Genomic DNA, 13365 nt, shown 5'->3' with positions numbered 1-13365 from the left:
CGTTTTCTTTACACTTCAAAAGGATAAATATAGTCTATGGTCATATAGCCTTTTACACCCGAGGCGTTCATAAAGTTCCGAAGCCGGACGGCAGCAACTGTATTGTCTTTTAACCTGATGACATACACCTTGTTTGACGGATTGTAACCGGGCGGCATAGTACTCGTATCCACAAACAGCCATTTGGAAAGCTCCCGATTGTAGTATGACTCGGCATATTTAAGTTTTCCATCCATCATTCCCGACATATCCACTACAATTTTGTTCGTTGTCCACTCATCGGAGACATAACCCCCTTCAGGGATCTCTCCAGAGGCTTTAATCGTCGAAAGCCCTGTGAATCCCGTTTCGAGGACGAAAGCTCCGTTGGTTTTGGCGTCGTAGCGGTGGATGGCGATGTCCCAGTTTTCGGGTTCCTGCATCTCTTCACTTATTTCAAGTGAGTCCACAGTAAGTGTATGAAAATCTATGTACGTCCATTTGGTATAGCTTGTAGCGTCTATATAAACGGTACCGGAATTGTTTGTCTCATCCGTTTCGATAAAGCCGAACTCGTTCTTTTCTTCGGCTAACGGTTCGTCGTAAATACCTCCTAAAATACCGTTACATGCCGGAAATGACAGGAAGATCATTCCCAGCATGATTAGTTTGATGAAAAGAATAACAGGTTTCATCTCTCATTATTGTCCGTTGAAAACAGCATTAATGCTCATCGGCATGGCACCGGGTTTCAGGGTAAATGTGATATTGGCTTTACCGCCTTTTATTACGGTTCCCTCTACATTGCCGGTTACGTTTGTCGTACCGCTCATCGCATCTATGTCCCCAACTAAGGAATAAGTATCATTGCCACCTTTTGTTACTACCACATCCTTTATCACAATATCCTGAAAGCTCATGGCCCCCTCGCCAAATCCTGCCAGGGTGACCTCGGCTTTTCCGTCTTCCTGATGTTTAATGGTTACTTTACTGTTTTCTACCGGATCCATGGCAGTGCTTCCAACCGATAATGTCAATTGTCCATTATAGACTCCCGCAATATCCTGTGCAAGATTGATTTCAGATTCATCGTTCTTTTCGCATGATGCCATACACAATACGGCAACCAACATAGTCAATTGAGTTCTTAGTTTCATGTCGTTAAAAATTTAACAGGTGATTTGAATTGTTCAGCTAAGCCAAATTATAGTCTTGACTTACGATTGCAAAAATAGAGGGTATATAAGAAGCATACAATCCCTAAAAATTATGAAATTAGCGAGGTTTTATCCCTACTTATAGGTATATAAAATAAAAAATAGATTTTATTTATATCCCTGCTTGTTTCTTTCCTTTTATTAGTTAAAATTTTAGGTCTTGTTTGCAGATTTGATATTTTGATTACATTTGTGCAATAAATCATGGCAATGCGCTTACAATTAGGATTTTCAAGTCAATACGCTGTCTGCATTTTCAGCGGGATATCTGCTCTTTTAAAAACAGGTGTAATCTTGCTTGTCCTATTCTTAACTTTTTCATGCGCACAAGACGATAAAAAACAACAATTTTCAGAAGAATACAAGAAAAAATGGGAAGATAAGATCTCACCGGGTTTCCCTACCGACTCTATGCGTATATTGCTGGAACAGAGTATTGCTTCTCAGGACGAAGTGGCCATTTCCATACTCTGCAGGGAATTAGGGAAACGGATGCGGGAGATGTCCGATTTCTCGAATGCCATCGCTTATCATCAACAGGGATTGGTTGCCGCCTACAATATAAAAGACACCATCGGTATTACGGAGGCCCTGAATAATTTAGGGACTGATTTCCGGCGGATAGGTGCCTTCCCGGAAGCCTCCGGGTATCATTACCAGGCACTGCAAATGGCCGAATCCCATTCCGGAAGAAATGAATACAAAGGCAGGAAAAACCGTGTGATGGCGTTGAACGGCATTGGCATCATTTATCTTTCATTCGACAATTATGATGAAGCCGAAAAGTTGCTCCGTGAAGCGCTTGCAGAAGAAAAAGCGTTGAACAGCCCGGTAGGACAAGCTATAAATTACGCCAATATCGGTGTAATTTTCCAGGAAAAACAGATGTATGATTCAGCCTTTACCTATTATCAGTATTCCATGGAGCAAAACCAGATTGCCCAATCACAGTTGGGAATCGGGTTGTGCCATATCCATTTCGGGCATATCCACGAATTGCAGGAGCAATACGATGAAGCGGAACGTGAATACCAACAGGCTTACGAAATCATGGGAAATATTTCTGACACATGGCACTGGCTGGAGGCCTGCCTGGCGATAGCACGCATCCGGTTGGTGAAAAATGACTTTGCAGCAGCGAAAAAACAGATTGATCTGGCAAAAGAAGCAGCGAATCACATTGAATCGCCGCAACATCTTTCGGAAACATACGACCTGTTGCATCAATATAACCTAAAGCGGGGCAATTTCGCCGACGCACTAAAGAATTACAAACTCAGCGAGGCTTATCAAGACAGTGTCCGTAATGCACAGAAACTGAATCATATCATCGATACACGCGTAAACTACGAGCGTGATAAAAACAGACAATACATTACCCAACTGAACATCCGGAACGAGATGGAAACCCGGCAGAAAAAAATCATCCTCACGGCTTCTTTTATCATTGTCTTCCTCCTCATACTCTTATCGGCAACTCTTTTTTATGCTTACAGACATCGCACCAGAAGCAACAAGATACTCCGGAGACTCAGCCGGTTAAGAACCAATTTTTTCACAAATATAACCCACGAATTCCGCACGCCACTCACCGTAATCCTGGGATTAAGCAGACATTTACAGGAAGAGAAAAATTCCACTCACGCCGAGTCCAGCTATTACCTTAAAGCCATAGACCGACAGGGCACACACTTGCTTACATTAGTAAACCAATTGCTGAACATGGCAAAAATAAATGCAGGTATGGACAACCCCGAATGGCAAAGAGGAAATATCTCCGTTTATGTGCAGATGATGGTTGATTCGTTCCGCCTGTACGCGCAAAACAACAATATCAGGTTATATTTTTCCAGTAGCGAACCGGTTATTGAAATGGATTTTGTGCCACACTACATTGATGATATCCTGCAAAATCTATTGTCGAATGCTTTGAAATTCAGCCTCCCGGGTGATGAGGTCTCTGTATCGGTCTCAACGGTTAAAAACAAGGAGGTCGCACTGAAAGTTACCGATACCGGCAAAGGCATTCCGAAAGAAGAGATAGAGCGGATTTTTGATCTTTTTTATCAGAGCGGTCAATCCGATAAAAAAAGAGGAAGTGGTATCGGTTTAAATTATACCCGTCAACTGGTTGAAATCATGCACGGAAAAATAACGGCAGACAGCGAGGAAAAAAAAGGTTCCGTATTTACGGTAACATTACCGTTACGACAATCGGAAGAATGGATTTTGCCGGTATGGAACCCGGAAGACAGGCAACAACCCTCCCCAACAGAAGCAACCAGGATAGCACAACGAAACAGCCGGTTTGTCAGGTCATACGAAAAGGGAAAATCACCTAAAACAGATGTGAACGCGACGATCCTGCTGATTGAAGATAGTGAAGATGTGATACTTTACATAAAAGCGCTACTTTCGCCCAAATACAACACCATAACGGCCCGGGATGGGGAGGAAGGTTTGAAATTGTCCAACGAACTGGTTCCGGATATAATTATTTCGGATATCATGATGCCGAACAAAGACGGGTTGACATTCTGCAACGACATTCGCAACTCGGAACTGCTAAACCATATCCCAATAATCCTGCTAACGGCAAAAAGTGGGATGGACGACCAACTGAAAGGGTTGAAGCATGGTGCAGATGCATATATACGAAAACCGTTCCATCCCGATGAATTACTGGTACAAATTGAAACGTTGCTCGAAAACCGGCGCCTGCTCAAGAAAAAATACATGCGCACAATCTTCAAAGAAGATACTCCCCCGGTAAAGGATGTCAATATGGAATTTCTTCAGAAGACAACAGATATTATTTACCGTGAAATGCATAATCCCGACTTTTCGTCCATAGCACTTGCAGAAAAACTGTGTATAAGCCCGTCGCAACTTAACCGGAAGCTGAATGCCATATCCGGCTACACATCATCTATATATATTACTAATTTACGTGTCGACTACGCCAAGAAGAAATTAATGTCAGAGGATAAATCTATTGCGGACATAGCAGCGGAATGCGGATTCTACGATGCCGCTTATTTCTCACGCATCTTTAAAAAACACACCAATGTAACTCCTTCTCAATACCGACGTTTACCCAGAGGACGCTCAACACCCGTATGATCGCAGACAACTCCCGGGGAAATTGCACTTTTTATACTCTTAATATCAATAATTTAAATCTATTTCCTGCACAAATAATACAAATACATTTTTTGTTAATGCGTGATTTGTACAAATTTCCGAATGAAAAATCCTAACATTTCAGCCCCCATCCCTATTATGTTTGCGAATGCCCTTTCTTTGGTGAATAACATTTTATTAAAAATCAAGCGAAGTGAAAAAAGTAATTCTATTTTTGAGTGCGGCAGGTTTGGGAGCATTACTTACTACCGGAATGATTTTAGGAGAAAGAAAAAGTTTGCAAAACGAACAGGATCTGCAAGGGATCCAAAAGGTCAAAGGTGACAACGGAAATACTATTTTCAGCGGTATGGTCGCTCCACCTGCCAGCCTCGGTAATATCGGAGATTTCTATCTCAATACATCTGAGTCAAACCTCTATGGCCCTAAAACAACAGACGGATGGGGAATACCTGTCAGCCTTAGTGGTACCGAAGTAACAGAAGTCGCCGGAACTCCGGTTTCAGGCAGTGCGGCAGAAGCGATAGCCAATATGAATATGGATGTTATAGGCGATTACTCCTTCTTTACGACCCGGTGAAAGTAAGATCTTTGAAATTGATTTTGATTTTTTCCTTTCAATAGAAGAAGAAAAGACGATTTTGCCCTGTAATCATTTTTTACTAACTTTGAATCTATAAATTTTGAAACGTATGGGCACAATGGTAGCGCCGTCGCTGTTGGCGGCTAATTTTCTGAACCTTGAAAGGGACATCGAAATGCTGAATCGCAGCGAGGCCGATTGGATCCACCTGGATATCATGGATGGAGTTTTCGTGCCCAACATATCCTTCGGATTTCCGGTGATCGACCTCTTGAAAAAAGTAACCCAAAAACCGCTGGATGTACATCTGATGATCGTACAACCTGAAAAGTTTATCAATGAAATCGCTGCTACGGGTGCGACCTACATGAATGTGCATTACGAGGCTTGTATACACCTGCACCGGGTGATACAGGAGATAAGGAAAAAAGGGATGAAGCCGGTTGTCACCCTGAATCCGCATACCCCTGTGTCGGTCCTCGAAGATATCCTTCCCGACCTGGACATGGTACTTTTGATGTCAGTGAACCCTGGGTTTGGCGGGCAACAATTTATTGAGCATTCCGTCAGGAAAACAGCCATGCTCAAAGAGATGATTCTGCGACAGCAAATTTCTACCCTGATTGAAGTGGATGGCGGGATAAATCTGGAAACTGGCAAAAGGTTGGTTGATGCAGGTGCTGATGTGTTGGTTGCCGGTAGTTTTGTATTCTCTTCAGAGCATCCTGAGGAAACCATCCACCAATTAAAAATGCTGTAAAATCGCCTTTTAGCAGGAAAAAGAAGGTATCCGGCTTTTCTTTTACAGAACATTTACCATGGCATAATACAGGTAGATATGTTTCTGCCTTATTGCTTAACGAAACAGTCTAATCTTTATGAATGCATTGATCGGAAAAACACCTTTTTTCCGCCTTTTGCTTCCCTTGATTTTCGGTATCATCGCAGGAGCGATTTTTCCCGGAATTCTATCCGTATCGTTATCGATAGCTCTGGGCGGGTTGTCACTTATGCTGTTATCATTCTTTATCCGTCCGGACGACCAATTCAGGTTCAGATGGCTGTTCGGAGCAGGTGTCTGCCTCTTCCTTTTTTCCCTGTCTCTATACCAGTTCCGGCAACATATTGAGTCCGCAGAACTCTCTCCTCCGGGTTACAGCCAATATGACCTCGGCGTTGTGCTCGACATCCCGGAAGTGAAACCACGGAGTATTGCGGTTAATGTAAAAACAGCCTCTCCCGGAGAAAAAAAGGTGATTCTTTATTTAGAGCAAACCGACGAAGCCAGAGGATTAAATCCCGGCGATGAAATTGTCTTTCTGTCCAAAGTAGAACCATTCAGGAATTTTGGTAATCCGGATGATTTTGATTATGCCGGATATATGAAGAACAAAGGGTTTGCAGGATCAGGCTATATTCCTGCAGTTGACTGGCAGAAAACCGGCAGGGAGACGAAGAGCATCCCGATTATGGCGCAACGGTTCAGGGCCAAGGCACTTGGCTTCTATCGTTCATTCGATCTGGAAAACGACGCATATGCATTTATCTGCGCACTTACCCTCGGCTACAAGGTACACCTCTCCAACGATCTGCAAGAGGCATTCAGGGCATCGGGGACAGCACATGTCCTGGCATTAAGCGGGCTACACGTGGGAATCATTTATGCAGTTATCAGTCTATTGTTCTCGTTCTTTGGAAAAAGCGGCTATGGATTCATTATCCGTCAATGGCTGGTTATTTTAACCCTGTGGGCATTTGTGTTCATAGTGGGAATGTCGGCATCAATAGTCCGTGCAGCCATCATGCTTACCCTGTTTAGCTTGGGAAACATGTATCATCGTAGCGGATTTACCTATAATTCACTGGCCGCAGCAGCGTTTCTAATTCTCATTTTCCAGCCATCTTATCTATTCGACGTGGGATTTCAGATGAGTTTTGCTGCCGTGTTCGCTATCCTCTTTTTTAATCCGTTACTAAACCGGCTCTACCGCCCCTCGAACAAAGTTGTGAAATATATATGGAATTTGTTCAGTATCACCACAGCAGCACAGTTAGGCGTTTTTCCGCTGGTACTTTACCATTTCGGCACATTCCCCACCTGGTTTTTCATCACCAATATGCTGGTCGTACCTCTGGTCGGCATCATCATTTATGCAGCTTTTCCACTTATTATTTTTGGATTACTCCGTTCCTTAGAATGGGATCTCATCACGGTGTTGTATACTTTCTTTCAATGGGTAGAAAAAAACCTGACAGAACTATTATTGAGAATCGTCTACATCTCCGAATCAATCCCTTTTGCTCAGATTTCCGACAAAAAAATATCCTTTCTCCAGCTTATACTGCTCCTGCTGTTTATTTACTCTTTTACCCGGTTTCTTTTTTCACGCCATGCCCGACCGCTTATTATCTCCCTGGCAGCTTTACTGCTCTTTCAGCTTACAATCACTTATAAAAATCTGACCCGCCCGGCGCCGCAACTCACCGTATTCAATAGTCCCGGCCAAAGTGAGATCGCTATCTTTCATAATAACAAACGACATTTTACAGATATCCCGGAAAACAGCTTTATTTCTCATCCTGAAAAACGGATTTTCCTGCTATCAGATGCAGATTTCATCACTTATCATGCGGATAAACAATACCGTTTAGATATTCTGATCCTCTCACAACAGGCATCCTTTGATATCGAACAGTTGCTCGCTCTGTTTCGCCCCTCGAAGATTGTCTTAGACAGTTCACTACCCCGTTATGTGGCCGTCAGAATAGCACAAGAGTGTGGAGCCCTGGGCATAGAGGTACACGATGTAACGGAAAAAGGCGCCTTTTCGCTAAATTTTTAGTAATTTTGTCGCCCTATCAAATGACAGAGACAAAATGAATTCTACAGTATCGATCTCAAATGTGATTCAGCCCCAAAAAGTAGAGCAGGTTATGGATGCCGTCGCCAAGGCAGAAAAGATCGTCATCACCACCCACCGCTCTCCCGACGGCGACGCTTTGGGATCTTCGCTTGCACTCTACCATTTCCTGAAGAGAAGAAACAAAACCGTGAAGATCATTGTACCCAACTCGTTTCCCTATTTCCTGAAATGGATGGCGGGAGCCAGGGAAATTGAAATATATGAATATAATCCCTCTGCCGGGCAACATATCCTCATGCATGCCGATCTCATCTTTTCGCTGGACTACAATATATCCAAAAGAGTGGGAGATATGGGACCTTTCCTGGATAAATCTCCTGCAAAAAAAATCCTGATTGACCATCATCTTCTTCCCGGAGAAAATTTCGACATTACAGTATCACATCCCGAAATATCATCCACAAGCGAACTTCTGTTCAGATTGTTCTTTCAGGCGGGAAAGTATGAAGAATTGACACAGGCTGAAGCCGAATGTATCTATTGCGGTATGATGACCGACACAGGCAGTTTTACATACAATTCAAACGACCCCGAGATTTTTGAGATCATCAGCCTGTTACTTCGAAAAAATATCAATAAGGATGCCATTTATTCACTGGTATTCGATAATTACTCCGAAGAGCGCTTTCGCCTGCTTGGATTTACCTTATTGCAACGAATGGAAGTATATCCGGAACTGCATTCGGCACTTCTTTATCTTTCCAAGGAAGACCAGGCTCAATTTCGTTTCAGCAAGGGAGATACCGAGGGCTTCGTGAATTATCCTCTCAGTATCAAGGGTATTTTCTTCTCTACCTTTATTCGGGAAGATGATGATCTTATCAAGCTTTCATTCCGCTCCCAGAAATCTTTCCCCTGTAATGAATTTGCAGCCGATTTCTTTAATGGAGGAGGTCACCTCAATGCCTCGGGGGGAGAATTCTACGGCACTTTTGAAGAAGCAATCCGTGTTTTCAAGGAAGGATTAAAGTCATACGAAGAGAAATTAAAAAGTATGGCAGACAAGCTTTAACCCATTTTTAAGAATAGATAATGTTTATTTCAGCGCAACCTCTGTTTATTTGAAGCAGATTGTGTATTTTTGTAGGCTGTTCAGAATCATAATGTGCTTATCCCGACAAGTCGGGATTAATAAATTAGCACATTAGGCTAATCCTGGTTCTTGATTCTAAATAAAAACAATTATATGAAACTATTCCATTCCATAGTTCTCACCCTTGTCAGTTTGGTTATCCTGACTACCTCCTGCAATAACAGGAAAACATATGCTGACTATCTGAAAGACGAGAAGAAGGCAATTGATCTTTTAATATCGAAAAGTAATTTCGAGATACTCAGGGAATTTCCGGTAGATAGTGTATTCGGTGAGAATGAATTTTATAAAGATCCGAATACAGGCGTCTATTTTAATATCATTGACCTTGGTGACACTACTTACAGACCTCAATGGAGGGAGAAAATATATATCCGTTTTAAAGGGTTGCATTATTTTGCAACCGACGATACAACCCGGTACTCCAATTACCAGAGTACTTTTCCTGAAGTGTTGGAATATTTTGGTCCGGTTAATTCAACAACATTAAGCGCCTATTCAAGTTCAACCGCAGGATGGGCTGTCCCCCTGTCCTATGTAGGCCATAGGGGAAAAGTAAAACTGATCGTTCCTTTCGAGATGGGTTCATCGTACGACCAATCCAGTTATCAACCTACCTATTACGAACAGGTGGAATACAGATTTGAAAACCAGTGGTGATCGTAATCCGGCAACGATCCCATAAACGAAAGAAACAGGTATCATCTTCGGCTGGCATCTTTAGATCAGCATCAAAATCTATAATTGATAAAGAGAATCTTTTATGACATTAATCAAATCCATATCCGGGATAAGAGGAACAATCGGCGGGATAGTCACCGAAAATCTGACCCCACTCGATATCGTAAAATTTACAGCTGCCTATGCAGCATTTATCAAAAATTTAACTACAGAACGTTGTTTATCAGGAAAGAAAAATCCCTGTATCGTAGTAGGGAGAGATGCCCGTATTTCGGGGGAGATGGTACATCGTATCATTACTGGAACATTGATAGGAATGGGATGTGATGTTACCGATATTGGAATGGCTACAACCCCCACTACAGAGATCGCCGTTGAAAAAGAAAATGCTTCCGGAGGTATCATTATTACAGCCAGCCACAACCCTAAACAGTGGAATGCCCTGAAACTATTAAACAGCAGCGGGGAATTCCTCAGTGCAGCCGAGGGAGAAGAAATTCTCTCCATTGCCGAATCGGAAGATTTTTTATTTTCTCCTGTTGATGAGCTGGGGAAAGTCACCCAGAAGCAATACCTCCACGAACATATCCAACAAGTCCTGTCACTCGATTTAGTGGATAAAAAAGCCATAGAGGCTGCTAACTTCCGGGTGGCAATAGATTGTGTAAACTCTGTCGGCGGAATTGCTATCCCTGAATTATTATATGCCTTGGGAGTGAAGGAGATATTTAAGCTCCACTGTGCACCACATGGCAATTTCTCACACAATCCTGAACCATTACCACAGCATCTGACGGAACTGGCATCACTCACACGTAGCTCCAAAGCATCCGTAGGCTTTGCCGTGGATCCGGATGTAGACCGGTTGGCGATCTATTGTGAAAACGGTGAGCCGTTTGGAGAAGAGTACACGCTCGTGGCCGTATCAGACTATGTTTTGCAACATACGCCCGGCAATACAGTATCTAACCTTAGTTCCAGCCGTGCACTGAGAGATGTTACACGTGCCAGGAACGGAGAATATAATGCTGCGGCTGTAGGAGAGGTAAATGTGGTAACTAAAATGAAAGAGACAAATGCGGTGATCGGCGGAGAAGGTAACGGCGGCGTCATTTATCCTGCTTTACATTACGGCCGCGATGCACTCGCAGGTATTGCCCTGTTCCTTACCTATCTCGCCAAATCGGGGAAAACACCTTCGGAATTAAGAAAGTCATATCCGGTCTATTTTATGGCAAAACAAAAGGTAGAACTCACACCCGGTATTGATACGGAAATGATCCTGAATAAGGTGAAAGAGATATTCAGTGACCAGCAGATAACCGATATCGACGGAGTGAAGATCGACTTTCCCGACAAATGGGTGCATCTGAGAAGATCGAACACTGAGCCCATCATCCGTGTTTATTCGGAAGCACATTCCATGGAGGAGGCGGAAGAAATCGGCAAACAAATTATAAAACTCATTCAAGAGTTCTCATAACAAAGTAAAACTGTCGCCATTTTTTCACTCAATTGCCACTTCATCCTGGATGATGTGGCTTTTGAATTAAATAAACTAAACAGGTGCGGAATTAATGAAAGAAACACTGATCAGTCGCGAAGAGTTGCGCAGTCTGCACCCTGTATTCAGGGGCAAATACGGAGACAAATTGATAGACTTGGGTATAAAAATATCTGCATTGCATGTTCCGAATGAAATTTACAACCGATCTAAACATCTTACCGGACCCGATTTCTGTAAAGATGTGCTGGATAAACTCGGGATCATCCGTACTGTAATAAATGGAGAGCTCCTCAATCAGTTCCAGGATCGTCCTTTTATTACCGTATCCAATCATCCCTACGGACATGTCGACGGAATTGCAGCTATTGAGACAGTAGGCAGCCGGGTTCAGCACTATAAAATGATGGTAAACGTTATTCTGGGATTGATAGATACCATGGCTGAAAACTTTATCACTGTAAATCCGATGAAGTATGCCGAAAAAAACAGTATCACCTATGCCGGCATTAAGGAGAGTATAGCCCATGTGCGGTCAGGGTTTCCACTGGGGTTTTTTCCTGCAGGAGCAGTTTCCAATCTTGTATTCAAGAAAGGAAAAGTGATGATTGAAGACCGGGAATGGCAATCGGCGGTCATCAAAATCATCCAGAAATCGAAAGTGCCGGTCATTCCTATGCATATCTCCGGACAGAATAGCCCGTCTTTCTACATGTCGAAGATATTCGGTTATAAATTCCGCACCCTCAGGTTGTGTCACGAATTATATAACAAAAAAGGGAAAGAGATGGTGATCACTCTTGGGAATCCCATCATGCCGGACAGGATAGTATCGTTTAAAGACGACATACCACGTTTGGGACAATACCTGAAGAAAGAAACATACGCTTTAGGATATAAATAAATTTGCTCTGTACTCGCTTAACAAAAAAGTTCCTATCTTTGAATATTCAAAAAACAGCACGCTTATGGCAAAACACTCTTTACAACAGGTGAAGCAACGTTTTGGGATCATTGGTAATGACCCTAAGCTGGATCGTGCTATCGACGTTGCTTTACAGGTGGCTCCCACCGACCTCTCGGTGCTTATCACCGGGGAAAGCGGTACCGGAAAAGAGAATTTTCCGCAAATTGTGCATCAGTACAGTAATCGGAAGCATGGCCCCTATTTTGCCATTAACTGCGGTTCGATACCCGAAGGCACCATCGATTCGGAACTGTTCGGACATGAAAAGGGTTCGTTTACCGGTGCCACGGGCACCAGAAAAGGTTATTTTGAAGTGGCCGACGGCGGCACACTCTTTCTCGATGAAGTGGGCGAGCTTCCACTCCCGACACAGGCACGCCTGCTTCGCGTACTGGAGAGCGGAGAGTTCATCAAAGTAGGGTCTTCCAAGGTGGAGAAAACCAACGTACGCGTGGTAGCAGCCACCAACCTCAATATGGTACAGGCAGTAGAGAGAGGAAAATTCAGGGAAGATCTCTATTACCGTCTCAATTCAGTACCCATCCGCATTCCGCCGTTGCGCGACCGGGCAGAGGATATCCCTCTATTGTTCAGGAAATTTGCAGGCGATTGCGCTGAAAAATATATGATGCCCCCCATCACACTGACCGACGAAGCAAAAGAGAAACTGAAAAGCTATCGCTGGCCCGGGAATGTACGTCAACTGAAGAATATCACGGAACAGATCTCGGTCATTGAACAGGAACGTCTCATCACAGCCGATATACTTCAAAAGTATTTGCCCAATAATGAAGTAGGAATGTTACCCGTTTCGGTACATCAGATACATGAATCGGAACAAAAATCATTCGCCAATGAACGGGAAATACTCTATCAGGTGCTGTTCGACATGAAGAAGGATATCACTGACCTGAAACGTGTAGTAAAAAGCATTATGGAGGATTCGGCGCAACATTCTTCATATAATGCATCCTCAAACGAAATGCATCATTCCTCATCTATCATTACAAACGACCATACCCGGGTTTCCGTTCCCGTGAAATATGAGGCCATGCCCAAAAAGATCACTTTGGATGAACCCGAGAGAAATAATATTCAGGAAGCTACCGAATATGAAGAAAGTGCGTTATCTATCAGTGATGTGGAGAAGGAGATGATCATGAAAGCGCTGGAAAGGCATAATGGAAAAAGAAAGTTGGCAGCTAACGATCTGGGTATTTCCGAACGTACACTTTACCGCAAAATTAAGGAGTACTCACTCTTAGGTTAAGAT

The 13365-nt window shown here is 43.1% G+C and carries 11 protein-coding genes; 9 read left to right on the top strand and 2 right to left on the bottom strand.

Annotated features, from left to right (window positions below):
- Nucleotides 1-8 precede the first annotated feature (8 nt).
- Nucleotides 9-674, bottom strand: a complete 666-nt coding sequence (locus F597_RS0113150; RefSeq protein ID WP_019540215.1) for an HmuY family protein — start codon at nt 672-674, stop codon at nt 9-11.
- Between the two features lie 6 nt (nt 675-680).
- Nucleotides 681-1136 carry a calycin-like domain-containing protein gene (locus F597_RS0113145; RefSeq protein ID WP_026327443.1) on the bottom strand — a complete coding sequence of 152 codons (456 nt, stop codon included), beginning with the start codon at nt 1134-1136 and terminating at the stop codon, nt 681-683.
- A gap of 270 nt (nt 1137-1406) precedes the next feature.
- Here F597_RS0113145 and F597_RS0113140 point away from each other — a divergent pair, with 270 nt between their 5' ends.
- The 9 genes from F597_RS0113140 to F597_RS0113100 all read left to right on the top strand — a co-directional run bounded on the left by F597_RS0113140 (nt 1407) and on the right by F597_RS0113100 (nt 13362).
- On the top strand, nt 1407-4319 hold the full coding sequence (locus F597_RS0113140; RefSeq protein ID WP_169337980.1) for an ATP-binding protein: 2913 nt from the start codon (nt 1407-1409) through the stop codon (nt 4317-4319).
- Between the two features lie 214 nt (nt 4320-4533).
- A complete protein-coding gene (locus tag F597_RS0113135) occupies nt 4534-4920 on the top strand; it encodes a hypothetical protein (protein WP_139224176.1) in 387 nt (128 codons plus the stop codon).
- A 112-nt stretch (nt 4921-5032) separates the two neighbouring features.
- The gene (rpe, locus tag F597_RS0113130; RefSeq protein WP_026327442.1) at nt 5033-5683 is read left to right on the top strand and encodes a ribulose-phosphate 3-epimerase; all 651 of its coding nucleotides are present in this window, start codon (nt 5033-5035) and stop codon (nt 5681-5683) included.
- A 118-nt stretch (nt 5684-5801) separates the two neighbouring features.
- The gene (locus tag F597_RS21705; protein ID WP_019540210.1) at nt 5802-7766 is read left to right on the top strand and encodes a ComEC/Rec2 family competence protein; all 1965 of its coding nucleotides are present in this window, start codon (nt 5802-5804) and stop codon (nt 7764-7766) included.
- Between the two features lie 34 nt (nt 7767-7800).
- A complete protein-coding gene (locus tag F597_RS0113120; RefSeq protein ID WP_139224177.1) occupies nt 7801-8859 on the top strand; it encodes a DHH family phosphoesterase in 1059 nt (352 codons plus the stop codon).
- A 174-nt stretch (nt 8860-9033) separates the two neighbouring features.
- Nucleotides 9034-9600 carry a BamK family beta-barrel-assembly machinery protein gene (bamK, locus tag F597_RS0113115; RefSeq protein ID WP_019540208.1) on the top strand — a complete coding sequence of 189 codons (567 nt, stop codon included), beginning with the start codon at nt 9034-9036 and terminating at the stop codon, nt 9598-9600.
- A 103-nt stretch (nt 9601-9703) separates the two neighbouring features.
- Nucleotides 9704-11104 carry a phosphoglucosamine mutase gene (glmM, locus tag F597_RS0113110; RefSeq protein WP_019540207.1) on the top strand — a complete coding sequence of 467 codons (1401 nt, stop codon included), beginning with the start codon at nt 9704-9706 and terminating at the stop codon, nt 11102-11104.
- Between the two features lie 94 nt (nt 11105-11198).
- Nucleotides 11199-12029 carry a lysophospholipid acyltransferase family protein gene (locus F597_RS0113105; protein ID WP_019540206.1) on the top strand — a complete coding sequence of 277 codons (831 nt, stop codon included), beginning with the start codon at nt 11199-11201 and terminating at the stop codon, nt 12027-12029.
- A gap of 64 nt (nt 12030-12093) precedes the next feature.
- A complete protein-coding gene (locus F597_RS0113100; RefSeq protein WP_019540205.1) occupies nt 12094-13362 on the top strand; it encodes a sigma-54 interaction domain-containing protein in 1269 nt (422 codons plus the stop codon).
- The last annotated feature ends 3 nt before the right edge of the window (nt 13363-13365 follow it).

Source organism: Proteiniphilum acetatigenes DSM 18083, assembly GCF_000380985.1.
GTDB lineage: Bacteria > Bacteroidota > Bacteroidia > Bacteroidales > Dysgonomonadaceae > Proteiniphilum > Proteiniphilum acetatigenes.
The sequence above is the reverse complement of the archived record's forward strand: the minus strand, read 5'-3'. Positions and strand labels throughout refer to the sequence as shown.